Annotated in this window: 18 protein-coding genes and 1 pseudogene; 11 read left to right on the top strand and 8 right to left on the bottom strand. The window is 37.7% G+C overall.

The window, feature by feature from the left end:
• The first annotated feature begins 234 nt into the window (after positions 1–234).
• The 4 genes from VB694_RS13165 (at position 235) to murI (ending at position 7,285) form a co-directional block, all read left to right on the top strand.
• On the top strand, positions 235–1,611 hold the full coding sequence (locus tag VB694_RS13165; protein WP_323360770.1) for a cation:proton antiporter: 1,377 nt from the start codon (positions 235–237) through the stop codon (positions 1,609–1,611).
• Between the two features lie 607 nt (positions 1,612–2,218).
• Positions 2,219–4,108, top strand: a complete 1,890-nt coding sequence (locus VB694_RS13160; RefSeq protein ID WP_323360769.1) for an N-acetylmuramoyl-L-alanine amidase — start codon at positions 2,219–2,221, stop codon at positions 4,106–4,108.
• A gap of 261 nt (positions 4,109–4,369) precedes the next feature.
• The gene (locus VB694_RS13155) at positions 4,370–6,277 is read left to right on the top strand and encodes an N-acetylmuramoyl-L-alanine amidase (protein ID WP_323360768.1); all 1,908 of its coding nucleotides are present in this window, start codon (positions 4,370–4,372) and stop codon (positions 6,275–6,277) included.
• A 150-nt stretch (positions 6,278–6,427) separates the two neighbouring features.
• Positions 6,428–7,285, top strand: a complete 858-nt coding sequence (gene murI, locus VB694_RS13150) for a glutamate racemase (RefSeq protein WP_323360767.1) — start codon at positions 6,428–6,430, stop codon at positions 7,283–7,285.
• 199 nt (positions 7,286–7,484) lie between these two features.
• On the opposite strand, the gene VB694_RS13145 is transcribed toward murI, so the two are convergent.
• Positions 7,485–7,682: a hypothetical protein gene (locus VB694_RS13145; protein WP_323360766.1), complete on the bottom strand. Its 198-nt coding sequence runs from the start codon at positions 7,680–7,682 to the stop codon at positions 7,485–7,487.
• A gap of 769 nt (positions 7,683–8,451) precedes the next feature.
• On the opposite strand from VB694_RS13145, the gene sds reads away from it, so the two are divergent.
• Positions 8,452–9,423, top strand: coding sequence for a solanesyl diphosphate synthase (gene sds, locus VB694_RS13140; protein WP_323360765.1), 972 nt, complete (start codon positions 8,452–8,454; stop codon positions 9,421–9,423).
• Between the two features lie 94 nt (positions 9,424–9,517).
• Here sds and VB694_RS13135 read toward each other — a convergent pair whose 3' ends face one another.
• Positions 9,518–9,994, bottom strand: coding sequence for a hypothetical protein (locus VB694_RS13135; RefSeq protein WP_323360764.1), 477 nt, complete (start codon positions 9,992–9,994; stop codon positions 9,518–9,520).
• Positions 9,995–10,132: 138 nt separating this feature from the next.
• Between VB694_RS13135 and hetZ the strand changes: the two genes are divergently transcribed.
• The 4 genes and pseudogenes from hetZ to VB694_RS13115 form a co-directional block, all read left to right on the top strand.
• Positions 10,133–11,320 carry a heterocyst differentiation protein HetZ gene (hetZ, locus tag VB694_RS13130; protein WP_323360763.1) on the top strand — a complete coding sequence of 396 codons (1,188 nt, stop codon included), beginning with the start codon at positions 10,133–10,135 and terminating at the stop codon, positions 11,318–11,320.
• Between the two features lie 187 nt (positions 11,321–11,507).
• Positions 11,508–12,293 (top strand): PatU, encoded by a 786-nt coding sequence (locus VB694_RS13125; RefSeq protein ID WP_323360783.1) that lies wholly within the window; start codon positions 11,508–11,510, stop codon positions 12,291–12,293.
• 296 nt (positions 12,294–12,589) lie between these two features.
• The gene (locus VB694_RS13120) at positions 12,590–14,875 is read left to right on the top strand and encodes a DUF3488 and DUF4129 domain-containing transglutaminase family protein (RefSeq protein ID WP_323360762.1); all 2,286 of its coding nucleotides are present in this window, start codon (positions 12,590–12,592) and stop codon (positions 14,873–14,875) included.
• A gap of 123 nt (positions 14,876–14,998) precedes the next feature.
• Positions 14,999–15,493, top strand: a pseudogene (locus VB694_RS13115) (HAD-IC family P-type ATPase); the annotation flags it as partial.
• A 234-nt stretch (positions 15,494–15,727) separates the two neighbouring features.
• Here VB694_RS13115 and VB694_RS13110 read toward each other — a convergent pair.
• The 6 genes from VB694_RS13110 to VB694_RS13085 form a co-directional block, all read right to left on the bottom strand.
• Positions 15,728–16,843 carry a hypothetical protein gene (locus tag VB694_RS13110; RefSeq protein ID WP_323360761.1) on the bottom strand — a complete coding sequence of 372 codons (1,116 nt, stop codon included), beginning with the start codon at positions 16,841–16,843 and terminating at the stop codon, positions 15,728–15,730.
• Positions 16,844–16,865: 22 nt separating this feature from the next.
• The gene (locus tag VB694_RS13105) at positions 16,866–18,311 is read right to left on the bottom strand and encodes a hypothetical protein (protein WP_323360760.1); all 1,446 of its coding nucleotides are present in this window, start codon (positions 18,309–18,311) and stop codon (positions 16,866–16,868) included.
• A gap of 16 nt (positions 18,312–18,327) precedes the next feature.
• Complete coding sequence (locus tag VB694_RS13100) at positions 18,328–19,188, bottom strand: hypothetical protein (protein WP_323360759.1); 861 nt, start codon at positions 19,186–19,188, stop codon at positions 18,328–18,330.
• Between the two features lie 74 nt (positions 19,189–19,262).
• Positions 19,263–22,535 carry a hypothetical protein gene (locus VB694_RS13095; RefSeq protein ID WP_323360758.1) on the bottom strand — a complete coding sequence of 1,091 codons (3,273 nt, stop codon included), beginning with the start codon at positions 22,533–22,535 and terminating at the stop codon, positions 19,263–19,265.
• Between the two features lie 63 nt (positions 22,536–22,598).
• Entirely contained in the window at positions 22,599–24,098 is a 1,500-nt protein-coding gene (locus VB694_RS13090) for a hypothetical protein (protein ID WP_323360757.1), read from the bottom strand.
• A gap of 3 nt (positions 24,099–24,101) precedes the next feature.
• A complete protein-coding gene (locus VB694_RS13085) occupies positions 24,102–24,572 on the bottom strand; it encodes a hypothetical protein (protein ID WP_323360756.1) in 471 nt (156 codons plus the stop codon).
• Positions 24,573–24,756: 184 nt separating this feature from the next.
• Between VB694_RS13085 and VB694_RS13080 the strand changes: the two genes are divergently transcribed.
• Positions 24,757–26,148, top strand: a complete 1,392-nt coding sequence (locus VB694_RS13080; RefSeq protein WP_323360755.1) for a hypothetical protein — start codon at positions 24,757–24,759, stop codon at positions 26,146–26,148.
• 235 nt (positions 26,149–26,383) lie between these two features.
• Positions 26,384–26,683, top strand: coding sequence for a hypothetical protein (locus tag VB694_RS13075; protein ID WP_323360754.1), 300 nt, complete (start codon positions 26,384–26,386; stop codon positions 26,681–26,683).
• Positions 26,684–26,906 lie beyond the last annotated feature (223 nt).

Here is a 26,906-nt window from a genome sequence, read left to right as displayed (position 1 = left end):
ATCCCTATAGCACCTTGTCGCAGGTAACATCATCATTATTTATACCCTACACCCTACAAATACACATCCCATCCATACCAAAAATTTTTATCCCTACTGAATTTATATGTTGTATTAGTAGTGTAAATATATCAAATAACTTATCGTTAGTGTCAGAACTGTCAATATATCAACAGCTATGAAATAGTTTCCATAACACGGTACAAATAACAGAGAAGGATATTCACAAAACCAATGCAGTTTTTCAACACAATCAATTTTACTGTTCCCCTGTTAGCCAGTGCCACAGAATCAGCAGATAGTTCCATGGTAGTAGCCGCTGTGCTACTAAGCTTAGTGGTAATTTACTTGGCCAGCAAACTGGGAGGGGAATTATCTAACAAAGTAGGTTTGCCACCGGTTTTAGGTGAACTTGTCGGTGGTGTCGTAGTCGGCACATCTGTATTGCATCTATTGGTATTCCCAGAAGGGGGTGCAGATAGTTCTAGTTCTTTAATTATGACCTTCCTGCAAATTACTGCTGGATTAACTCCAGAAGCCACTCCACAGGTGTTTGCCGCACAGTCAGAGGTCGTTTCGGTTTTAGCAGAACTGGGTGTGATTATCCTGCTATTTGAAATTGGCTTAGAGTCCAATTTAAAAGACTTAATGGAAGTCGGTATCCAAGCTGTTGTTGTCGCCATAGTGGGGGTAGCAGTACCCTTTGCAGCAGGTACTTTTGGTCTAATGACTTTGTTTGGTATTAGTGCTGTACCCGCAATTTTTGCCGGTGCGGCTTTGACTGCTACCAGTATCGGTATTACCTCCAAAGTCCTCTCCGAATTAGGTCGCTTGAATTCTAAAGAGGGGCAGATCATTCTCGGTGCAGCAGTGATAGATGATATCCTGGGAATTATTGTCTTAGCTGTAGTAGCAAGTTTAGCTAAAGATGGCGCAGTAGATGTAGGTAATGTCATTTATTTGATTATCAGCGCCACTGCTTTTCTCGTTGGTGCAATTGTTTTGGGTAATGTTTTTAATAAAACCTTTGTGGCGATCGCTGATCAACTTAAAACACGCGGTGAATTAGTCATTCCAGCATTCATCTTCGCCTTTGTTATGGCTTACCTGGCTGATGTTATCCACTTAGAAGCCATTCTTGGAGCTTTTGCAGCTGGCTTAGTTCTAGAAGAAACCGATAAACGCAAAGAACTACAAAAACAAGTTATTCCCATTGCGGATATGCTAGTGCCAGTTTTCTTCGTCGCTGTCGGCGCAAAAACCGATTTGGGAGTTTTAAACCCCGCGATTCCCACCAATCGGGAAGGCTTAATTATGGCAATTTTCCTGATTACAGTCGCCATTATTGGTAAAGTGATCACAGGTTTAGCCGTATTTGGTCAACCTGGTATTAACCGTCTGGCCATTGGTGTGGGAATGATTCCCAGAGGTGAGGTAGGTTTAGTATTCGCCGGTGTTGGTGCAGCTAGTGGCGCTCTCTCAAAACCACTAGGAGCAGCAATTATTATGATGGTAATTCTCACTACCTTTTTAGCTCCCCCTCTGTTAAGATTCGTTTTTCCTGAATCAAAAACAGCAGCTACTTTAGACGAGTCTTCTGATACACCATGACTTGTAGCAACCACAAATGATGGCAGAAGCTTGGATGTCACCTCAGATTCAAGAGGAGAGCGTGAATAAGTAGAATTCATCTTTTTCTGGTTTATACTTGTCCATAGTTTATTATGGACAAGTATATTTTGGTTGATTATTTACACGTCTAAAATGTCCATCATTTTTGCCTTCTGACAACTCTACCCAGATATAGCAGCTTGATTTGATTCATGAATACAGAGTTTTTGCAAAAATCACCCAGGAATCCTATATTTAAAGGATTCATACTGAACGGAAACTTATATTTCTCAATCACCGTCTCCTGTGATAGTCAATTTTCCCTTGGTTTTCATTGGTGCTAGGCTTCCTATTTATATTTATGTTTCCACGTAAAAAGGGAAATTAAGAAAGCAATAACTAATTATGTCTTTTTATTTATGAGCAGATAAAATTTTAATATCAAATTTTAGCTTTCGATAATAACCTTGTAGTGGAGAATATTAATCTAAGAATCCCAAATATAAAAATCCCAACTTATTATTAGTAATGACGGTGTGCAGATTTGCAAAAATTGTGAGATTGAGATATTGGTGACTTTTATAAATGCAACTCAGGAGAAATAACTTTGAAACTACATTACTTACTCCCCAGTACGGTTGGAACTATTGTTTTACTATCATCCCCGACGTTAGCAGCAAAATTAGAATCTTGGCGGTTTGATAGAAATCAAAACCGACTAGAAATTAATACTTCGGGTGCTGTCCAACCCCAAGCGCAACTCATCTTTAACCCCACAAGGTTGGTAATTGATTTGCCAAATACTGAATTTGGGCGATCACAATTAACTCAACCAATCGGTGGTGCAGTTCGTGCAATTCGCATAGGACAATTTAACCCCACAACAGCCCGTCTAGTTATAGAACTCACTCCTGGTTATACTCTCAACCCCCAAGAAGTGAAATTTGTCGCCATAAGTCCCAGTCGCTGGACAGTGCAATTACCAAAGATAGAACTTGAAAAACTACCACCCACTGCCAGCAATAATACTTATAATTTAGCAACTATAGACTCCCAAGAACCTCAAAATCGACCTGAGTTTTCCACAGCAGCCAACATTACAGCAGGAACAACTCAAATTCAGAAATTACAAACCACAGGAGATGGTTTTTTTATTCGTACCAGTGGTAGTAATCCTCAGATCAAGGTCAATCGCAGTCTTGATAGCGAAACGCTACTGCGAAGCGCAGATCGCAATACCATATTTATGGATATTGCCGGCGCTAGTTTATCACCACTGCTGACACAAAAGAATTTACCTGTTAATCAGCATGGTGTCAGCCGCATCGAATTCACCCAACTACGAACAACACCAAGCGTTGTCCGTGTAACATTAAGAGTAAACAAAGATAGTCCCGACTGGCGAGCAACTGTCAGTAGTGTCGGTGGACTAGTTTTATTACCGACAAAAGGAGTTGTTCGTTTACCTCAACAGATTGAGCGATCCACACCCCTTCCTCCTACCTCTAGCAACCCCACTGTTAGAAACGCCCCAGCTACTATTGAGTCTGTAGAACTAGCAGGTAATGGCACACAACTACTGATTAAAGCTAACCAGAGTTTATCCGCTACAGGTGGCTGGGATAGAAGCTCTGGTTTATTTCGCATCACTATCGAAAATGCTAAATTAGCTCCCAGAGTCCAAGGACCTACTTTTGATGCTAATAGCCCCGTCCTTCGTGTTCGTTTGCAACCCCAAGCCCCCAACAAAGTAGTTATTTTTGTCCAACCAGCATCAGGAGTCAGAATTGGAGAACTCAACCAAGTTGGTAACGAGCTTTTAGCTCTACAATTACAGCGATATGGTCAAGTTAGACCTTCAATTAGCTTACCTCCCTTACCATCTCCTAACAGTGGGCAATTACCAGACCCAAATATCAGAAATCCCCAGCCGCGTCCTCGTCCCTCCGTTCCTAAAGGTAAATTGTTAGTTGTGATCGACCCTGGACATGGCGGTAAAGACCCCGGAGCTATTGGTATTGGCGGAGTACAGGAGAAGAATATAATTTTGCCTATTAGCCTCAGAGTAGCAGAAATTTTACAACAAAATGGTGTACAAACAGTATTGACCAGGGATTCTGATTACTTTGTTAGCCTCCCAGGAAGAGTGCAAATGGCACGACGAGCCAACGCTGATGTCTTTGTCAGCATTCATGCTAACTCAGTAGGTCTAAATCGTCCTGAAGTTAGTGGCTTGGAAACTTATTATTACGAGAATGGTTTGAGTTTGGCTCGCAGTATCCATAATAGAATTCTCCAAAGTGTCAATGTCAAAGACAGAAGAGTACGGAAAGCTAGATTTTATGTCCTCAGACAAAGTTCTATGCCTTCAGTTTTAGTAGAAGTAGGTTATCTCACTGGTAGAGAGGATATAGCCAAGCTCAGAACTTCAGCTTATCAAAATCAAATGGCAGAAGCGATCGCACAAGGTATTCTTCAATACTTAAAACAAAGATAAGTAATTTCATTTCCAGTATTGAGTAAAGATACGGCATGATCTCAGATATCTTCTGTGTAAGATTAATTTCACCAGAGGTTAAATTAATTGACCTCAGAATATGGCAAAATCAAAAACCTATGCTATAATGCTACGCCATTAGCTATGTCTAGCTCCTAGCAGCAAGCTCAAATGTAGATAGAGGGTGAGTGAAGGTGTGAGGATTTATCAAGATGTTGAGATATTGACGACTCCCATGAATGCGAATCAGGAGAAAAAACTGTGAAACTACACTGGTTGATACCCAGCACTGTTGGAACCATCTTCATGCTATCATCGCCCGCAACGGCCGCAAGATTAGAATCTTGGCGATTTGATACCAATCAAAATCGACTGGAAATCAATACTTCTAGTCCTGTACAACCCCAAGCGCAACTCATCTTTAATCCCACTAGGTTAGTAATTGATTTGCCAGGTACTAGCTTTGGTCGTCCACAGTTAACACAATCAATAGGTGGAGGCATTCGCGCTGTCCGCATTGGGCAGTTTGATGAACAAACAACCCGCGTAGTTGTGGAACTCAATCCTGGTTATGCTCTAGACCCCAACCTAGTAAAATTTACAGCGTCTACTGCTAATCGCTGGCTCGTACAATTACCAAAGCTAGAAACTGATGTACTCCCTTCTTCTGTTTATGCCAATGAGCCAACAGCAGAAACACCCACATTTATACCCGCTATACCCGCCTCAAAACCATTCACACCAACCCTCTCCCCCAGAAATACTTACAACATGGTGACAACCTCTCCTGTCACCCTAACTAGCCAAGATATTGCAGTCAATACTACAGGGGGGATAGTTCAAATTGAAAATTTACGCATCACAGGAGATGGTTTTTTTATTCGTACTAATGGCGGTAATCCCCAAGTTCAAGTTAATCGCAGTCAAGATAACCGCACAATAAATGTTGACATTGCTGGTGCAGCCTTATCACCAAATCTAGGACAACGAGATTTGGTAATTAATCGCTATGGTGTTAGCCGGATCAGACTTAACCCACTGGCAAGTAAAACACCTACTGTTCGCATGACCTTACAAGTCGATAGCAACAGCCCCGACTGGCGAGCCACAACCAACGGTGTTGGCGGTTTTGTTTTACTCCCTGATCGTCTTGTTAAAGTTCCCGAAACTCAATCCCCTGCCCGAAATATTACCAACTCCCTATCCACAATTCAATCTGTGGAATTGGCTGCTAATGACACACAATTACTCATTAGAGCCGACCAAGCTGTATCGGCTACCGGCAGTTGGGATAGAAGCTCTGGTTTATTTCGCATTACTATCGAAAATGCTAAATTAGCTCCCAGAGTCCAAGGACCTGCTTTTGGTGCCAATAGTCCTGTGCTGAGGGTACGCCTACAACCACAAGCAGCGAACAAGGTAATTATCTTTGTGCAGCCAGCATCAGGTATCCAAATTGGCGAACTCAACCAAGTGGGAGAGCAAATTATCGCTCTGCAATTACAAAACTCTCGTCGCTTCCAACCTCCTATTACTCTACCTCCCTTACCCAGAAGCCAAGGACAACTGCCAGACCCCAATATAGAAAGTCCTCAACCACGACCTCAGCCCCGCTTATCAGTTCCTAAAGGCAAATTCCTAGTAGTGATTGACCCTGGACATGGTGGTAAAGATTCGGGCGCTCCCGGTCTAGGTGGTTTATTAGAAAAGGATGTCATCTTACCCATTGGTAAAAAGGTAGCAGCAATTTTGGAGCAAAATGGTGTACAAGCTGTGATGACGCGAGATGCTGACTTTTTTGTGGAACTACAAGGGCGGGTAGATATCGCCAAACGCGTAAATGCAACTTTATTTGTCAGCATTCACGCTAATTCAGTTGATAATCGACCTGATGTGAATGGGCTAGAAGTATACTATTACGATAGTGGCTATAATTTGGCGGAAGTTGTTCGTAAGACTATTCTCCAGGATATTAGTACCATCAAAGATAGAGGCACGCGCAAAGCTAGATTCTATGTGCTAAGAAAAAATTCTATGCCCGCCATTTTAGTAGAAACAGGTTATATGACTGGTCGTGAGGATAACCCCCGCTTAGGCTCGTCAGAATACCAAAATCGTATGGCTGATGCGATCGCTCGTGGTATCCTCAATTATTTACAGCAAAAATGAGGGGACTGGGTACTGGGTACTGGGTACTGGGAATAAGTTTTTACCAATTACCAATTACCAATTACCAATTACCTATCATTAGTAGTCAACCAGCAGATTGTCTGCTAAATTCTGTATTTTAAATAGCAAAATCTAAATCAATATTTGCCTGTGTATTCATCTTCCATTTTTAAAGGTAATCTTGACGATTTTTCCGATAAAGAAGCCCAAATCTCCCCCATTGGGGTGTTTGATAGCGGTGTAGGTGGGCTGACTGTACTACGACAACTCTATAAGCAACTTCCCAATGAATCAATTATTTATTTTGGGGATACTGCTCACCTTCCTTATGGTATTCGTTCACAGGCTGAAATTTTACAATATGTGAGGGAAATACTGAACTGGATGCAACAGCAACGGGTGAAAATGGTGATTATGGCTTGTAACACCAGTTCTGCTCTAGCTCTAGAAAATGTCCGTCAGGAATTCAACTTCCCCATTCTCGGAGTCGTCCTACCAGGAGCAAAAGCAGCAGTAGAACATGGTAAGCGTATTGGTGTCATTGCTACCCCAGCTACTGCTAAAAGCAATGCCTACCGTCAGGCTATGATGGAAATACAACCTGATATCCAAGTTTGGCAAGTTAGTTGTCCAGAATTTGTCCCCCTAATTGAGCAAAATCGTATTCACGATCCTTATACAACTGAAGTTGCTAGAGCTTATCTTGAACCTTTGCTGAAACAGGAAATTGATACTTTGATTTATGGCTGTACCCATTATCCACTTCTAGCACCCGTATTGCGATCGCTCCTCCCTGCTCATGTCAAATTAGTTGACCCTGCTGTTCACGTTGTCACAGCTTGCACCCAAGAATTAGACCTATTAAGCATCAGAAATAATCACCTACCAATGCCTACTCGCTTTGCTGTCAGCGGTTGTCCCCAACAATTTGCTCAGTCTGGATTACATTGGTTAGGCTATACTCCTCTGGTAGAACAGGTATACCTGACTGATGCCACAGTCTCCTAAATCATTAGTCATTAGTCAAATAATTTTGCATTTTAGATTTGTGTTAGCAACGCTTATGCAACGCAGCTAGTATTTTAGATTGACAATTTTAGATTTGTATTGCCGACAAGCAGCTTGCTTGTAAACTAGAAGTACCGAACCATCTTCATCCAAAATCTAAAATCCAAAATCTAAAATCCAAAATCTAAAATCCAAAATATTATTGGCTATTGACTACCTCTGTCACCTTTGTTATTAATCCTCTTTCCTGCTGACGCTGCTCCTGAATTCCAGAAGTCCCACTTTCAATCACACTATTCCTACCTGTTCGCTTTGCTAGTGCTAATAATAAGTAGACTGTAAATAAATATCCAGCAGCTAAAATAAATATCATCATAGGCATATTTTCATAAGTCATTGTTCTACCAACTCAACTTTCAAAGGACTATAAAATTTCATACACAAATAGTAGAACTTCAGCCAATCAAGTATATTCTTGGTTGCTGTAGTTGGCTATGCAAAGCCACCCAGTAGAGTTTTAATTCTCTCTGGTTAAGCAATTTATTATTTAATTAAGTTGTTCGCAGACCACGCCTCCGACAGCAGTTAAGTTGCTAAATAGCAATTTAAAACTGCGCTTCTCAGCACTCTACCTAGTCTGCGTTATCTACCCTCACACCAATCGAGCAAGATATACAGTTATCTTCAACATTAGCTGAAGATGTGTAGTTGCTTCCTGAATAGAAAGCACATCATCCAACTCAAAAGGTATTATTGCCGCACAGCAAATTTTGAGGAATCACTTCCTGCATTCTGTCGGCGACTTGTTATTTTAGACTCACAAATCCAATGAGTAAAACCACCTATTGATGATTAAATTTTGCTGGAAGTGATTATCTGAAAAATTTTAAATTCCTATATCCTAGCTTAACACAACAGACCTGGATTTTTAGCTAACTTCTAAACTAAATTTCAAATTTTCTCAATGTTGACACACCAGAGTTTATTTTTTCAAACCGCATTAAAAAACGCTAATAAGAGTTAAAGGAAAACCGTGTAGGGTCTAGGGGATGAGGAGAAAGTAAACAGCGATAACTGATAACTTAACTTTGCGCTGGCTATGGTTTATCTTAAAATGAGTAAAGGATATGTAAACTTTCGTAACCAAAGTCAGAGTCCGCCCATCCATGACCCCAGCCACCTCCCTGTTTACCCCTGTGGAAGCAGACCTGCGAATACTAGCAGATAACCTCACACAGCTAGTTGGAAATCGCCACCCCATCCTCTATGCAGCAGCCGAACATCTATTCGGTGCTGGGGGCAAGCGAATCAGACCAGCCATTGTGCTGCTGATATCGCGGGCGACTATGCTAGAGCAAGACATTACGCCCCGTCATCGACGATTAGCAGAGATTACGGAAATGATCCACACAGCCAGCTTGGTACATGACGATGTAGTAGATGAATCCAGTGTACGCCGTGGAGTGCCTACAGTTCATAGTTTATTTGGCAACCGTATTGCCGTACTAGCAGGAGATTTCCTCTTTGCTCAGTCCTCCTGGTATTTAGCAAATCTCGATAATTTGGATGTAGTTAAACTTCTTTCAGAAGTAATCATGGATTTGGCTGCTGGAGAGATTCAACAAGGGCTAAATCGTTTTGACACTAATCTTTCTACAGAAACATACCTCAAAAAAAGCTATTACAAAACAGCCTCGTTGATTGCCAACAGTTCTAAAGCTGCTGGATTACTGAGTGGAGTTACCCCAGAGAGTGCTGAAAATTTGTATAACTACGGTAAGCATCTTGGGCTGGCATTCCAAATAGTAGATGATATTCTAGATTTCACCAGTTCTACAGATACCTTGGGTAAACCAGCTGGTTCGGATCTTAAAAGCGGTAATTTAACTGCACCAGTGTTATTTGCCCTAGAGGAACAACCTTATCTAGAAGTGTTAATTGAAAGAGAATTTGCCCAAGAAGGGGACTTAGATCAGGCGCTAAAGCTAATTGCAGATAGCCAAGGTATAGAGCGTGCAAGAGAATTAGCGGCTCACCATGCTCAAATATCAGCTGAACATATTGTCACCTTAGAACCCTCAGAATCACGGCAAACATTAATTAACATGACTGATTATGTGCTGAGTCGGCTTTATTAGGGACTAGGGACTAGGGACTAGGGACTAGGGACTAGGAAGAAGAATCTTACCCAATCCCCAATCCCCAATCCCCAATCCCCAATCCCTTCTGCCTTCAGGCGATATCTGGAGGAACTTGCTGATTGGGTATATGTTGCTGCAACGTCTGTTCAATTATTTTTTGCAGATTAGTTCGCTCCACTTCAATAGCGTTACTAATTGTGCCAGGAGTCTCAAAAAAAACTATACTATCTACTGGTTCTAATGCCAGCAGTTGAAACAAAATATGAATTACAGGCATGGGTTTAGCTACTGCTTGAGGGTCAAGCCCAGCAGATGAGGACAGAGAAATATCCTGTAATCTAGGAAAGGCGTAAACTACGCGTTTTTCTAATTCAGGATTAGCCCTGTGCTTCAATGTAGTTAAAATCCAGCGTTCCTGCAAATTTTGGAGAATATAGTACTGGGGGTATTGTAACTTTTGGGCGATCGCTTTCAGTGCAGGGGCAATTGTGGCTACAAGTTTTGGTGTAACACCATCATCAGGTGCATTGTCAATCAGCAATTGAATTTGTACTTCTAAATTTGTCATAGCTTGTAAATGGCTCCTGATTAATGTCCAAAATATTCAAGCAGGGAAACAGGTGACAGTTAACAGTTAAAAAGACTAACAACTGATAACTGATAACTGGTAACTGAAATATGTTAGGGTCTTTTTAAAATTCGGACTATGAATTCAGCCGCAACCGCAACTACTCAGGGAGATAAATCTATCGGCGTGGAGGTTATATTTCAATTTCTATTGAAAGAGCTACAGCAGTCAACCCGTGCAGAGAAAAAATGCCGTGATGTGGCATTACGAATTGCTGGGGAAGTCCTGCGAATTTGCAATGAGAGTAAACGCATTCAGGCTTCTGGTGAAATAGAAAGCGCCGCCATGACCCTAGCCAAACATCGGCTGCAACAATGTCTCAGGTACTATCAACTGGGTTCCAATCGAGGTAGGGTAGAATTACACAGCACTTTAAGCGCTATCATTTATCGCTATATTAATCCACCTCACAAGCAATTGAGCTATCAGGGGCGGCTGACTATCATAGAAGATTTTCTCCAGGGTTTTTATTTGGAGGCTTTGAATGCTTTTCGCAGGGAAAATCAACAAGCACCCACCTATCGTCCCCAAGCCCTACTAGAATTAGCCGAATATATGGCATTTACCGAACGTTACGGTAAACGTCGGATTCCATTACCAGGAAGACAACAACAGTTAATTATCCTGCGAGCGCAAACTTTTTCACAACAGCAACCTCCAGAAACTAGCGTAGATATTGAACAAGCGTCTGAAGGTAGTAGTGGTGAAGCTGATGGTTCTTGGGAAGAACCAGCAATACAACAATTGCGTGCCGCTATGGCCATGCAAACTCAACCAGAACCGGAAGAAGATACTTTGCGCTCTGTAGTAGTTACAGAATTGATGAATTATCTTGAACAACGACAACAGTCAGACTGTGCTGATTATTTCTCTCTCCGTCTTCAGGATTTATCAGCACAAGAAATTGAGTCAATTTTGGGTTTAACCCCACGTCAACGGGATTACTTGCAGCAACGCTTTAAGTATCATTTAATTCGGTTTTCTCTTTTACATCGTTGGGAGTTGGTTCATGAATGGTTGGAAGCATCTTTACCTACTAATTTAGGCTTGACTCCCCATCAATGGCAAATGTACACAGTCAAGTTGGATGAAAAAGATAGGTCTTTATTAGATTTGAAGCAACAAGGAGAATCTGACGAAACAATTGCCAAGGCTTTAGGATTGTCAATAGCACAACTGCAAAAACGGTGGTTTAAGATTTTGGAACAAGCCTGGGAAATTCGTAACTCATTTGTGTCCGGATCTAGTGCATCTACCCATGAATAGTGACTCACAACCCTTACAATACCAGTTACTCGAGTAGTTGTTGGCAGATAATTAATGTCAAACCGGCGAGCATCTCTGGGTAGAGTGTGAGAAAATTGATGGGGTAGAAGACCCTCTTTTGAAAGCCGCTACATTATTTAGTGAGCCAAATTAGAGAGGAAAATCCCAAACCTTTGAACTAGGAGAAATTCCTACTGTGCAAGAACGTTTCCAAGCCGTCCTTAAGCGTCGGTTACAAGTCGAAATCCAAGACCACCCACCTTTATTCCCTTGGGAAAGTCAATTAGTAGATTATCCAGAATTTGTGGAAGAGCCATCGATTGCTTTAGTTCCTGCCTGGGGGTGGTTGGCACAGCAATCGAAGCTTAATCTGCCAGTTCCTTTGCCAGATAAAATTTTTCAGCAATTGATGGACAAGTGTCAGTTATTACTGACATCTTCCCTACCATTAGGACCAAAACTAGTTCAGGCGGTAGAGAGCTTTTTCCCTGAAGATTACCAGTTAATCAATGATGTAGCTGGGATGGTACTCAGAACCTCTTATCGTTCTGTAGATGCCCTGGAGACAATACCCAATATTCAGAGGGATTACTCAGATTTACAACCGCGTCAACAAATGGCTTTGTCTTTAATGGCGGCTAAACAACTACTGGAAAATTTGACTCTACCAATTTCTTTTGCCAATCCAGTAATAGAACAACAGTGGCAAACTAATGCTGGTACGCTGATTATCCGGGTAGAATTACAGTCACTGGGTAAGGCAATAAAGTTGCGTGTTCATAGTGAGTTACCCACACCGGGGGTTTTGATGCTTCACGGAAATGGTACTCAAGCAATTGCTTCCTCTGGGGTGGCAAATAAAGCAAGTCTAGAATTAGACTGTCAACCTATCAACCAGACTTATACACTGGAAGTTGAATGTCCAGAACTAGAACCGCAGCCATTATTGTTGGTAATTAATCTCGCGATGTAATTCTCATCAATACTGTTGTTACTCTGAGTTGATAAACGCCGATAAAAAATGATGATCCTGGTTTTAAAATTTACTCCTTTTTACAAAAACAGTAATTAGGGCGTTTATAGTAGGTAACTATGAGCAGGACACTTGTAAAAAATGCGTAGCTTCCCGGAGATGTACAAAGGGGTTATAAAGCTACCATCAGGTAAAGCTAAGATTGAAGACAAGGTAATCAGTTTTCTTACCTAACATTGTGTCCGTAGCGTCTACATCATAGTTATACTTACCTCAAAATGTTAAATTTATCCAGGATGAAACGGTTTTGGCGCTTCCCCGTAAGTGATAACTGGCGACAAAATAGACAGAAGTCGTCTTCAGCAGAAGTGGAAGATTCAATTTCCTTACGGGTGCTGGTGCTGGGACTGGTAATTTTAGGAACTGTGGCGACGGATATTGCATCGGAGACTACCTTTAGTTTTTGGGCAGTGCCTCTGAGTACGGTGGGTACAATTTGGAGTTATTACCGTCGTCGCAATGCTAATATTCCAGTCAAGTTCTGTATTGCTATAGGAATGTTAGTCGCCCTGGGTGCTTTTTTTGGGCGATTTGTGGGTGAATGGAATGATACACGCCTAAATTTGGCTCAGTTATTAATTGAGCTTCAGGTGCTGCACAGTTATGATACACCCCGGCGCAAGGATTTGGGCTATTCGATTGTCATTGGACTGATACTTCTCGGAGTGGCTGCAACCTTAAGTCAAACTATGGGTTTTGCACCTGTGTTGCTGTTATTTTTAGGTGTGGCTTTGCCAACTTTAGTTTTAGACTATCGCTCACGCTTGGGTTTAAAACCATTAAAAATAGATAAATTCACCAAGAAGAATTTTGTCAGTGCTAATTTAAAAGTTCTAATTGTCAATTTCTTGATAATTTTAGGGCTGGGACTGGGAATTTTTGCTGTTTTACCCCGATTACCTGGTTATCAATTACGTTCTTTTCCTGTTAGTGCGCCGATTGATTTCAAGGGTGATTTTACAGGTCGCAACATTAATAATCCTGGTTATGTACGCGGGGGTAATGGTGGTGATGGTACGGGACAGGGAAACAGTGGTGAACCAGGAAAGGTAGATAATAATTTCTACTATGGTTTTAATAGCGAAATGAACCAAAACCTGCGGGGGGAAATGAAACCCAAGGTGGTGATGCGGGTGAGATCCCAAGCTGAAGGTTTTTGGCGAGTTCTGGCTTTTGATCGCTATACAGGTAAGGGATGGAAAATTTCTCGTAATGATGATGTTACGACTTTGAGGCGCTCATCTTGGTCTTACAAAATTGATCTGGATATGCCGCTGATCACAAATCCTACTAAAGAAGTTGTACAAACTTATAATGTGGTATCAGATTTGCCTAATTTGATACCTGCTTTGTCTTATCCCAAGGAAATCTATTTTCCCGGTCCTATGATTGCAGTTGATCAGGAAGGGGGTTTGCGATCGCCTGTGCAATTATCAGATGGGATGACTTATACTGTACTTTCAGAAGTTCCCTATCGCGATCGCACTTTGCTGGGTAAAGCCTCTACTAAATATCCAAAGGAAATTAAAGATTATTATCTACAAATTCCCCCAGAAATTGCTGATCAAGTCCGCCAAAAAACTGAAGAAATTCTCGCTGATTATAATCGTCAAAGAGTTTCCCGCACTGAAGATACCAGAACTCTTAATTCTGTTTACGAAAAAGCACTTTACTTAGCTCAATATCTCAAACAAAATTACTCTATCCCAGACAATCCATTAGGATTACCTTATTTAGATCCAAAAGATGATTTGGTAGAATCCTTTTTATTCAAGCATCAAGGCGGCTATCCAGACCATTTTTCTACTGTTCTTACTGTGATGCTGCGTTCTATAGGCATTCCTGCAAGGTTAGTAGCTGGGTTTGCACCGGGAGAATTTAATCCGTTTACGGGAATGTATATTGTGCGTAACACGGATGCTTACGCGATGACAGAAGTGTATTTCCCTAAATATGGCTGGTTCGCTTTTGATCCTATTCCTAATCATCCATTAATTCCGCCTTCGATTGAAGAAGATCGGACTTTTAGCGTTTTACGTCAGTTTTGGAACTGGGTGGCTGGTTGGCTACCTTCACCAGTGACTGGTTTGCTGAATAGTATATTTGGCACATTATTTACCTGGTTTTTTAGAGCGATCACTTGGTTTTTCGGTTTATTTTCTCAAGGTTGGCTAGGTGTCGTAACTGGTTTAATAGTGGGAACAACCACAGCTTTCTTTGGTTGGTTGGGTTGGGTACAGTGGCAAAAATGGCTTAACCGTCGTTGGTTAAAGAAATTACCACCCATGGAAAGACTATATCAACAAATGCTGCAATGGACAGCCGAAAAGGGTTTGGGTAAACATCAAGCCCAGACACCTTTAGAATATGCTCATGTATCATATCAACAACATCCGAGAGAAACGGCTCAACTCATTGATGACATTTGTCAAGCTTATGTTAGTTGGCGTTATGGAGGTCATATTCCGAACTGGAACCAATTGCAGATGCGGTGGAAAGAATTGAAAAAAAACAAAGATTAATGGTGATATAGTTCCAAAAAACATGGACAAATATCTCATACCCTTTGTTTGCCGGGAATAACCCCTACGGGGTGTTAGCGAAGCTCCTCCGCAGGAGGCACTACAACGCCACGCCACTTGCTACAAGTCGGGTTAACCCGTGACAACTTACAAGCGAGTATATCCCGGCTTGATGTCATCCCCTTTGAGTCAGAGTTTCAGTACATGACGACTCTGCATGAAATCGAACAACAAGAACGAATTATTTACGTTAAGGGTTCGGTAGAGGCGATTCTCAAGCGTTGTCAACAGATGTTAAATTCCTCTGGGGAACTTTCTCCTGTGGATGCAGAAACTGTAAATCAGCAAGTTGATACAATGGCGCATCAGGGTTTACGGGTGTTAGCTTTTGCCAAAAAACCAGTTTCTGAGAATCAAGACTCATTAGATCATGCAGATATCGAGAATGATTTGATTTTCTTAGGTTTACAGGGGATGATCGATCCACCCCGTGCTGAGGCTATAAGGGCGGTGCAAGCCTGTCAACAAGCTGGTATCCAGGTGAAAATGATTACAGGTGATCATGCTGTCACGGCGGCTGCGATAGCGAAGAAGCAAAATTCATACTCTCTGGGCGATTATAAATCGCGGCTACACAGACAAAACCCACCTTCGTGGGTTCAGAAGCCTTGATAATATTACTATACTTAAATATGTAAAGTTTTGTAACGACATCCAACATTTCAGCCTCTTGGTCAATAGCTGGAGTTTAGGTAAAAATAAATCTTGCGCTTGTATTCCAAGTTCCTTGAGTTTATTTAACAGATGTTCTGTTTTAATATTTAAATCTTGCCAGTAATTATTCATATTCATCTACTCAAATTCTATAATTCCTTTTTCCGTCAATTGCCAAGTTTGTGAACTACCTATCATTACAACTTTAGCAGGTTTGAGTAATTTAAACCTACTTGTAACCCTACTTCCTCGAATTTGAAACAACGCTCTAAAAGTATCTATCGTTGAACGACTGAAACTAAAACCCCTTTTAGGCATAAGATATAATGTATCTCTACCAAATAACCAGTATAAACCTTGATTTTGTCTTTCTAAAACAACAGCTTCATTAATACCTTGGCTACGGTTTTGTATACTAGAACTAGTTTCCGAAACTTGCCTTGCTTGCTGTGAAATTACTACAGGATTAGAATTATAAGTTTCCACAATATGTAATTCTTCAGGAGTTACAGTTAAACTGTTAGCTGTATTTACTGCTTGCTGCTGATTTGATATTATTTCCTGTTGATTATTTTCAGTTTGATGAGAATTTTGGGTTAATTCTTGAACTGGTAATTTAATTTTATTTTCTAATTCACTATACTTATTTTGTATTTCTTGAATTTCAAGTTTAAATTTTTCTCTTTGTTCTATTAACTGCTGAATTTGCGATTTTAACTGGTGAATTTCTGAATCTGTTTTATTTGTGTAATCTGTAAATTCGTCTTGTGATACAGATTGAATTAAATTTTTTTGTACAACTGCTGAATTATTAACTTTACCATTTGATGCTGCAATGGGTAATAATGGTAAATTCCCAAACTCTATTAAACCTGGTTGTGTTAATATCCAACCTTCTGCATTTCTAGCTGGGTAAACTTGAGCAGGTTTTTTGAGAATAAATTCACGGGTATCTGAGTTATTATAATTATGATTTTGAAAGAGTAAATTAAATGCTTCATTCACACTAGGATTAATTTTACCATTGAGTTTGGTAATAGGAAAAAGCCAATAAATATCATTATCAGTAGCAATTATCCAATAATTTCCTCTATTATCTTCTGTGAGTAATGTTTCTTGTGTACCGTTAGTGTAGTAGTTTGGGGAGAGGTTTACTAATATTGCTGTTTTTTCAATTAACCTGGGAATGTAATTATATAATATAATTAATTCCTGTTCTGAAAAATCTACTTTTTCAAGATTATTAATTGGCATAAAATTGATTTTTTATTTATTTTTAAAATTGTAATTTTCCAGGTTCTATTAATTGCCAATGTTGTCCAATAGATGATACTGTTGCTGGTTTTAACAATGTAAAGCTACTGGAAGAACTAGGATTATATCCTAAACACTCAAAACAGTTTGATATTGTTTCATAATTATACTCATTAATTTTAATGTTTCCTTTGGGTACAAGATATTCATAATTTCCTTCTCGAACTATCCAGTAATTACCTAGCTGATTTTCCTCTAGAATAGGTGCAACCTTTTTCCCAATACGACGTTGTTCAACTGTGTGATCACTTTCTGCAACAGTAATTGAATTTGCAGATAAAGAACGAGGATTATTATTATATACTGCTACTATTTGTGATTCCTGATTAGATAGAGATGTCTGAGATTGATAAATATTTTCTGTTTGGGGTTTAGGTGGATGTACTGCTCTATTAACTGGTGTATTAATTGGTTGATAATTTTTAGATGTGTAATTTGATAAACTGGGACTTTGAGGATTTTGAGAACCCATTTCTAAAGTTTTTAACCTTTCATCCAAATTATCAAAATGTCGTTTAATTTGTGTAAATTCACCTTCAATGTAATTTACAATTCCTTCTGGTTGAGTTATGTTATGTGACGAATCACTTTCTTTTGTTTCCAATGTATTCAACTTATAAAGTAACCAAGCAATTAATCCCCCAAAGATAATAAAAATTAGGATAGTAACACTAACAGTTAAATTCAGACGTTTATAAACGTTGTCAATTTCAGCTTGGGATATGATAATTGTATCTGTATTTTCTGAACTTGGTAAAGCTAAACTTTGAATATTAGTATTATCTATGAAAGTATTATCAGATTTTTCCTTAATCAATTTATCAAATTCTGTAAATTGCTGATCTAAATTTTTGATTCTTTGGGATAAAAACTTTTCTAGCTCTTGCTGTGTCGTTTTTCTAAAAATACCTGTAGGATTTATACCTGTATTTTTTTTAAGTTCTATCAATTTTTGCACTTCACGAATAGCATCAGGAGAGGTTAAACCTTTTTCTAATGTTTGGATGACTTTAGCAATATCTGTAATTGTATTATTGATATCATTAATTAGTTTCTGAATCTTAAAATCATTGTTTATTAACTTAGTATTTTTGGTTAATTCTAAAATGACTTCCTGCAATTTCTTTAACTTTGTATTAGTTTCCATAAAATTGACATTACTTTCCTGTAAATCTTCATCTACGAGCTTTTTTAAATCCCCATTCAATTTGTTTATTGATGTTTTTAACTCACTATGTGCAGATAAAACTAGCTTAAAATCATCTGCTTTCTGTGGAACTACAGAAGATGCACTAGCTTGAACTTTAACATTATTCTTTTCTGATTCTAATGGAGGACGTTGACACCCAAGCATAAGAGAGATGAGTAAAGAAACTGATATATATTTGATATGATTTGTTTTCAACATAATATTCACTTATTGTTTATTGAAATTCTAAAATACCACGTTCCAATACTTCCCATTTATCTGCACTGATGGAATTTACCTTACCTGGTTTTATAAGTATGGTATTTTTGGATTGAGTATGACTATAATCATTACATTCAAATACAGATTCTACAGTCTCTTTATTATAGTCATTAATAGTTAATTTTTCTGGAGGAAATATATAGCAACTGTCTTCGCTTGGATATATCCAATAATTACCCAAGTTATCTTTTTGAAAAATTGTATTAGTCTTTCTACCACTGCGACGGTTTTCTTGTGTTTCCATTGATTCGGAAACTTTAATTATAGATTCCCTAAAATTAGGATCATGATTTTTGTATTGATTAACCAATTTTAGTTCCATCGGTGTTAATATTAGAGCAGGTTTATTTTCTTCCTGTGATTTAGGTTCTATTTCAGAGTTTGCTGTGTCATCTAAATCTTCATCTTGAACTACTTCCTCAACTTCATTAATTACTACAGCTTCTTGATTTGTAGAATTAACGTGATTAATTTGTTGATGTTGATTATCATTAATAATACTTTTAATGACTTCAATAACTAAGGGATGTTTTAACTTATCTATTAATTCTCTAATTTCTTCATTATCAGCTATTAAATTATATTGATCTCCTGATTTTTCTGTATTTTCATAGGCTTTTAATTTTATTTGAAGTTCTTGTATAGTTAGATTTAATTCTTCTATTTTAAGACATTGCTGTTGATTAATATCCGTAAGTTCTTTATTTTTTTTCTCAATTTCTTTTAGTTTATTAATATGATTTTGTGCAATCAATTGTTGCTGAGAGTTAATTAAATCAGTTCTACAAAGTGGACATTTTGCGACTTTATCCATGTTTCACCTCTATATACTTTATAAAATTGAAGTAAAATAATATGGGCGATACTTTCGCCCATATTTGAACGGCTTTATCTACCAGCCCATTCCTTAGCTAAAACTTTAAGTAAAGCCTTTAACCCCAAAATAAAAGGTGGCTCTTCACTGATATTCTCTACTTCACCTTTAATGGAATTTAAAGAATTTCTCAACTCCTTAGCTGTAGCTTTCCACAACTTTTGATTGTATTCAGGATCGGGATCATCTGGATATTCTTTTTCAAATTCATAACCTTCTAGTGGCTTAATTCCATCAATTCCTAAATCATCTAAACTGGCATGAAAAGCATCAAGAAATAGTCTTAACTGATTTAATTCAGGAATTTGATATTTAGAAATCGTCTTAGCTTTAAATTCTAAACGGTCTTGCCAACTATAGGTTTCATTATCTATTTGACAACCTTCACCAGCAATTACATGATCTTTTTCCTTTTTATTTAAACCTTTGAGCTTTTTATCTTTTAACACTAAACCACAAGCTGCTTCATCTTTGGGGTTTTTACTAAGGCGTGTAGGTTCTTCTGTATCCGTAAAACCAGAAGCTACACTCATCATCCGACTTAATAAATCATTAATTTCTGAATTTTTGTCAAATTCTCCACCTTCAGCTAACCAATGCAATAAACGCGAACCATTACCACCAATATAGACTGGAGTGATTTCATCAAGAGTGTATTTACCCTCTTGATATAAAACAGATAGAATCTGACCAACATAAAAGTACAAACCAGATATACCTATTGCCATTAAGCGTAATAAACCTTGAAATTCTTTATCTTCTTCCAATAAATCACGTTTTTTATCTAACCAATTATCCGCTTCTAGCCGCATCCAAACATCAAGTTTAGCATTAAAAGCAACTCCTTTTAATCTTGTCCATTCATCGGGATTGATATCTAATTTTTTGAGAAAATTAGGATTGATTTCTATGAACTGAGAAAATAAATCACGTCCTGCTAATTCCACAGAACATTGATGAACTAACTCATCATCTTGCCAAATAGAAATATCTGATGTGCCACCACCCATATCAATACAAGTGGTGTTGACCAAATTTTCTTTTTCGTATTCAGCAAAATATTGGGCAACAGCTAAACTTTCAGTACGGAAATAAGTTGCATCATCCTTAGCAGGACTTTTATGTTTAATACCTGTTTTTGCTTCTAGTTCTTTAGTAATTTTCTGCCAAGTTTTGGCATAATTCTGTTCTTGTTTAGATGAGAATGCTGATGGAAATGATAAAGACCATTGAATGTCAAGCACTCCATTTTTAGCTGCTATAGCACTAATTTGTAATGCTAAATGTTTCAGGAATAGTTGATTATTGTCTAAATTATCAGTTTCCCATTTGAGATTAGTTTTAATCCAGGTTTCTTGGGGTGAAAAGCGATTACGCGCAGGAATATATAAACGTCCATCAAAAATTGGATTTAATGAGTCTTCTTTTGTATTTCTTTGCCCTTTTCTAGTTAATACTGTAGACATAGGAAATGGTCTATCTACCGGAATAAAACTTTCAGGAATAAAGTATTCAAACAAAACTGGAAATCTGGTTTCTGCTAACACATAGGTAACTTTACGGTGGAGAATTTCTAAGTAAAATCTTTCTACTATTTTATCATTTTTATTGACATAGACGTTAGTAAAGGAAGTACCAAAATCAACACCAACTACCCATTCACCCGTTAGTGGAACTTCTTCTGGAGTTGCTAACAAAATCAAACCAATTGTATTGGTGTAAATGTCTTTACATTCAATAAATGATGGAAATTCATCTAACTGTACTGTTTGATAAGATCCTCTACGTTCTTTAAAAGAATGAACTTCTTTAGCACCGGGAAAACTAACCTGAAAAGTCTCCTCCCCATACTCAGCATCATAGTAAAATCCATAATATTCCTGCCAACCCTTAGCCCGAAAATCAGGCCACACCTCTAAAACCGGAACTTGATAAATAATATTCTCCTCTAACAAAGGATAGTCCTTAGTTAAAAAGAAATTCTGCGGGGCTTTTCCACCCTTAACACCATAAAGAGGCAAAGTTAAATTTACCCGTACCTGTGAACCACCAGCACCATTATTAACCAATTGTAATTTAATTCTCTTGGTTAAATCCTCCGGTGTGAAATAGTTTAACAAAATCGGATTCAAAGGAATTAAAGGTGTAATATTCCGCTTATTAAAAACTAAAGATTGTGTACCTTCAGGCAGTAAAGCACCTGGTAAAATTCCTTCTTGATCAATAAATTTTAACTCTGGTAAAAATAAATCTTTCGATTCTAAACAAACTACTTGTCTACTTTTATTCCATGTATCAATATCTTCAGGACGAAAAGCAGCTAAAGTTTTACCTTCATAAACAGATATATTTTGTGGTGGTTCATTCCAAGCAGTAGCAATATTTGGATCAATAATCAAAAGTGGGGGAACAATGGGTTTATTTAAACTGGGAATAACTCTAACATTAGATTCTTTTACCTCTACTTTAACAGGTAAATTCAGCGCAGTTAAAGCACCTCTATTAATTTCAACTTCAAAATATGCCGGGTTATTACTAAATTGAAAGTTCGGTGTAGTTGTCACACCCAAACCATTGATAAACCCATTCACTAACCCCACAATTCTATCAATAGCTTTACTATCACCGTTATATTTTCTGATTTCTTTACGGAGGTTATCTAACCAAAATGCTAACTGTTCTTTTTCCGTTTGATTGAGATAATTATGGGGTGATTTTAACTGCAATGTATCAGCATCCCACCAAGGTATACTATCCCATTTTCCCTGTTCTGAAGGTACAACAAAGGTACTAGGTGAAGTCATACCTACAGGTTGATCATTACAGGTAAAAACATATAAATCTTCCCAGGGATGTTTATTATTATTAAATGTATAAAGGGTATTAACAGGATCAGGTAAAAGCTCATATAAAGAACGAGCAAAAACATGATTACTTTTTTTTATTCCTAGTTCTAAAAGTTGGGCTTTAATGGGAAAATTGCGGACTTCTGCTAATGCTAAAGCCGCTAACATTCCTTGCCATTGAATAATCATTTGTTCCCGAATTGGGTAAGCATCATTATGTAATGCCATTTCCATTGATAAAGCTCGCGCCCAAATTGTGGGAACAGAACTAACACTGGTTACTGCTCCTGGTGCTTTGTAATCTAAACTAGAGGCGACATCGTTAAAAGCTTTTGGTGCTTGAGTATCCCAAATTCCAGGATTACCCGATTTTACATCACAATCATTTTTCAGTTTTGGTAATAACAAAGCAGACTGATTATTAGTATATGCACTGGTCATGATCTAATTTCCCTTATCAACAAATTTCTTTCTACAAAGAGTTTTTTCTACAGAAATTTCTGCCTACAAACGAGACACAATATATAAAGCCTTAGCCAGTCCAAATATTCCTATTTTGGGTAAGTTGCTTATAGCTTCAGGATTTAATCGTCTTTTCAATTCTTGTACTGTATCCCTAGATTTTTGGTTTTTATCTCGACTGTCACCAATGATTAAATCTGATAAATAATCAGGTTTCATGGAACTATTAGCGAAATGTTTGGCATTGAATAATTGAATATTCTCATCAGCACATTGATGAATTTGTGATAACCAGCGTAAATAATCTTGACACCAAATACTAATTGTTTCTAAGGCATTTTGTTGTTCAGGATCATTAAAATCAACTGACTTCTGTTGATTATTTCCTCGCGCGCGTTCCGGGAAAAAATTCGCAAACCAAAATCCTTGAAGACCTCTTTGAAATTCTTTAATTCCTATCCTCTTACATTCTGCTAACAGTGGGGCAATATCAGCTAACCACGCAAACGCAAACCTAGTAGCATTGACTAACTCAGCAGTGACTAATTTTTGTTCAGGAATATCTCTCCAAGTGATGTTTTTTAAACTCTCCCGATTCATTAACACTACAGTTTTTTGCTGCGGAGTTGTATTTAATAAAAATTGTCTGGCGGCTAATGCAGCATACATTTCAATAAAATGGGGATCATTCCGTTGGGTATTTTTGCCCACACTAAAAACTTTAACTGGAGATAAGTTTTGATTACCCAATAAATAGACAGTATCAAAAGTTTCTTGTGCCTGACTACCATAATAACGCAGGGCGGCTTCTGTATTTAATAAAAATTGATCAGACCGGGCATAAACTGTTTCTGAATCGTCTACTGAAGTAGGATTAAATCCGAAATAAGGTAGTGCAAATAAACAACCAATATCTACTTTACTTCTAATTCTTAAAGTCTCTAGTTTATTATGAATTAACCGCCCAATAGTTGGTAGTCCTGAAGCACCTGTACCCCCAAAAATTGACCCACACAGAAATATTTTTGGACGTTTACCACTCCCTGTATCTGTTTGTAATTGGTTCATGAGTTGACCCCATGAATCATAATCTAAAGCGTCGAGTTTTACCTGACTCATTACCGCCGCACCAATGGCAGGACGACCCCGAAAACCTACATCTAAATTAGCTTCTCTTTCTTGGGAAGTATAGAGAACATCAAATAAATTTCCTAATGCTGGTTCATCATCTTTGAGCAGGTTATATTCAAAAAATGACCCCAGATTTTTATTGACGCTGGTATTAGCAAAAGGCGACCATAAACCAAAGTCTCTGATTTCGGTTTTCATCCAAGGAAATTTATCAGTCAAATTTAATTTATGGCAATCTTGATAAATTTTCAGACTTTTTCGCGCTCGTTCTAAATTACCGTTATTTTCATCAGCATCAACAAATAATAAATTGAGAGTTTCTTCGTTAAAAAGTCCTATAGATGCTAATTGAATTATTGATTCAATGCACTTAGCACCAGTTCCACCAATTCCAATTACATAAATTGACATTTATTAATCTCCCATTAGTTTATGACGGATAAAAAAAGCTCCAGGGGGAATATATTTGACAGTTTCAGGAGAACTAGTAGCGGTATTTAACCAATACAACCAAATAGTATCAAAGAGGAAAAAGCCCATTAAAGACATCTGCGCTTCATCGCTGCGGTTAACTAACAAGACTGTAATCCCAATTGTTACTAAAGGCAGCAAAGATAGTAAAAACCAAATTAACAACCATTTACCCCTGCTACTACCGCCCGACTTGCTCATTACTCCCAGCACACACCAAAGAATTGTGGAAAACATACAGACCCCAAACATAATCAGTGCAGCTGTGGTATAGTCAGCAGCAAGCCATGTATCCAGGGGAACTTTTTGAATGGGTACGATTTGATTTTCATAGATGAGACGCTGTCCCAAAAACATCAGTGCAGCACCGATGACAGTAAATATAATGATTCTGACGATCTCCCACGGCTTCATTAGCCCTCCTGATAATTTCGATTGATCTAGAAACTTGCCGTCTTGTTGAGACTTAACATTAGTATTCTTTGTTATACTCTCATATTGTTATTAGAATGGCAACAAAAAATACCGTAAAATTACTTAACATTTATTAGTAATAGTAAACATATCAACACAAAAGTATTAGCGGAGAATGTAGAAAATGATGCGTATCAAATTGCTAATTGTGGTCTTAATTGCACTTTTCCTAACAGCTTGTAACAAAAAGGAAGAGTTAAAATGCGAAATTCCTAATGTTAATGCTGCCAATGGTCAAACTGTCGGTAAATCAAATAATCTCAATGTGGCTATTTATGTAGATGGTAGTGGCTCAATGTTAGGGTATGTGAAAGATGGAGAAACAAACTATGTAAAATCTCTCCAATCTCTCAGAAACCTATTTGAGTTAACAGGTAAATTACCCGTTGAATATTATCGTATTGGTATTCCTATGCAAAAAATTTCTGGTGGTGAATACTATAGTTATGGAGGTAGTCCGATTTTTTATGATGGGAGTAATGCCAAATTTAAAGCTGTATCAAGTCCCATAGATGCTGCTGTTGTTCCTGCTGAAAAAGGCCAGCAAAAAATGACTGTAATTATTACAGATTTAGAACAAAATAGCGGTGATATTACCAAATTAAATAAAAGAATCCAAGATGCTTATTTTAATTCTGAGAAAAAAGATTATGCAATAGGTATTTGGGCTGTAAAAAGTGAATTTAATGGTAATGTCTATATTCAGGAAGCTAACAAAATTAAAACATTTACCTATAATTCAGGCAAACAAGCAGATAAATTTCGTCCGTTTTATATATTATTTATTGGACCTGTTCAAGATATTAAATATTATTTTGAACAACTGCAAAAATATGATGCTAATCAATTATTAGCCAGTAGTAAGTTAATGATTTTCCATCCTCATCATATTCTTGATAAAGTATCTAGTTTAGAAACACCACCAACTTCTACACCTAAAGGTATTACTAGACCTCTATCTTTAGTTAAAGATGGAGTTGCTGCTAGTAAAGGTAACTATGAGGTATTACAGATAAATTCTGGTCAAAAAGATAGTTTAACACTTAATTATAGTATTCCTTTTTCACCAGCTAAATATAGTTTACTTGTAGATACAAATTCTCTACGACCAAAAGTTAAAGCAGAAAAATTTGATAAGTTTGATAAAAAGTTTTCATCTGTTGACGCTAATTCAGAAATAGGTAGTGCGATTGAATTTAAAGATTGGCAAATTATTCCTCAAGAAAATAAGTTAAACTTTGCCGCAGTTTTCCAACCTAATAAATTTCCTGAACCGGGTATTTACAAATTACAGTTTGATATTGTGAGTGAAACTTTGCAAGTTCCTACTTGGTGGAAAGAATGGGATTGGCAAACTAGAAGCAGTGAAGCAGATGGAGCAAAAACGCATAATTTGGAAGAGTTTTTTATGGCTTTGAAAATTAAGACAGAAACAATGAAAGCTGAACAAGCAAAAAATGACGAAGATAAACAATGGTTAGTTGGTCGTTTGTGTTATGGGATACAAAAAAATTAAATTATTAAGCCTGATGATTAATCATCTTGAATTCCTTCCCTCTGAAGATGTGGCAACAGTAATTTTGAAAATTCTATTCCTTTAGAGATAGTTTGATTAACCTATATCTACTATATTTACATCTATCGGTTGATTGTCATCAGGATGATAATTGCTAAAATGATGGTGTGAGTGATGATTAATTGATAAAACAAATCTCATCATTTTGCAGAATCTATTCATTGCAGGTTAGCTTATGACAGTTCAGAATGACAAAAGACAAGTTTATCAAGATAAAGTCAAAGCACAACTAGATAAATTTAATGCTCAGATAGATGAATTAAAAGCCAAAGCCAGCCAAGCAAAAGCAGATACGGCAATTGAGTATAACAATAAATTGGAAGAAATATATACCAAGCGTGATGTTGCTCAAACCAAGTTAGCAGAATTACAACAAGCCGGTGAAGAAGCTTGGGCAGAAATGCAAGTTGGCTTTGAAAAAGCTTGGAAAGAACTAAATACAGCTTTTGAAGGTGCTGTTGCTAAACTCAAATAAGTAGATTCAACCTAATTGGAGTTTAGACTAAATTTCGCTACCAAATCGCTAAAACTCCTTCTAGGATATGATTTGAAATTTTACTATTCCCTTGATTTTCTGTAAAATGTAAGCTTTATATAGCAAGGGTTTAAAGCTTACAAAGAAAAATTTAGTCTAAACTCCAGATATCAGTATCTTCAGTAATTGAATATAGGACTCATATTTGAATTTTGAAAAAATC

The sequence above is a fragment of the Anabaena sp. UHCC 0451 genome, from assembly GCF_034931405.1.
GTDB lineage: Bacteria > Cyanobacteriota > Cyanobacteriia > Cyanobacteriales > Nostocaceae > RDYJ01.
The sequence above is the reverse complement of the archived record's forward strand: the minus strand, read 5'-3'. Positions and strand labels throughout refer to the sequence as shown.

What these genes read in the sequence shown, in the direction of transcription:
- VB694_RS13100 (WP_323360759.1), bottom strand. Translation starts at nt 19,188, where the DNA reads ATGGATAAAGTCGCAAAATGTCCACTTTGTAGAACTGATTTAATTAAC.
- VB694_RS13135 (WP_323360764.1), bottom strand. Translation starts at nt 9,994, where the DNA reads ATGACAAATTTAGAAGTACAAATTCAATTGCTGATTGACAATGCACCT.
- VB694_RS13105 (WP_323360760.1), bottom strand. Translation starts at nt 18,311, where the DNA reads ATGTTGAAAACAAATCATATCAAATATATATCAGTTTCTTTACTCATC.
- VB694_RS13095 (WP_323360758.1), bottom strand. Translation starts at nt 22,535, where the DNA reads ATGACCAGTGCATATACTAATAATCAGTCTGCTTTGTTATTACCAAAA.
- VB694_RS13110 (WP_323360761.1), bottom strand. Translation starts at nt 16,843, where the DNA reads ATGCCAATTAATAATCTTGAAAAAGTAGATTTTTCAGAACAGGAATTA.
- VB694_RS13090 (WP_323360757.1), bottom strand. Translation starts at nt 24,098, where the DNA reads ATGTCAATTTATGTAATTGGAATTGGTGGAACTGGTGCTAAGTGCATT.
- hetZ (WP_323360763.1), top strand. Translation starts at nt 10,133, where the DNA reads ATGAATTCAGCCGCAACCGCAACTACTCAGGGAGATAAATCTATCGGC.
- VB694_RS13080 (WP_323360755.1), top strand. Translation starts at nt 24,757, where the DNA reads ATGATGCGTATCAAATTGCTAATTGTGGTCTTAATTGCACTTTTCCTA.
- VB694_RS13075 (WP_323360754.1), top strand. Translation starts at nt 26,384, where the DNA reads ATGACAGTTCAGAATGACAAAAGACAAGTTTATCAAGATAAAGTCAAA.
- VB694_RS13120 (WP_323360762.1), top strand. Translation starts at nt 12,590, where the DNA reads ATGAAACGGTTTTGGCGCTTCCCCGTAAGTGATAACTGGCGACAAAAT.
- sds (WP_323360765.1), top strand. Translation starts at nt 8,452, where the DNA reads ATGACCCCAGCCACCTCCCTGTTTACCCCTGTGGAAGCAGACCTGCGA.
- VB694_RS13085 (WP_323360756.1), bottom strand. Translation starts at nt 24,572, where the DNA reads ATGAAGCCGTGGGAGATCGTCAGAATCATTATATTTACTGTCATCGGT.
- VB694_RS13165 (WP_323360770.1), top strand. Translation starts at nt 235, where the DNA reads ATGCAGTTTTTCAACACAATCAATTTTACTGTTCCCCTGTTAGCCAGT.
- VB694_RS13145 (WP_323360766.1), bottom strand. Translation starts at nt 7,682, where the DNA reads ATGACTTATGAAAATATGCCTATGATGATATTTATTTTAGCTGCTGGA.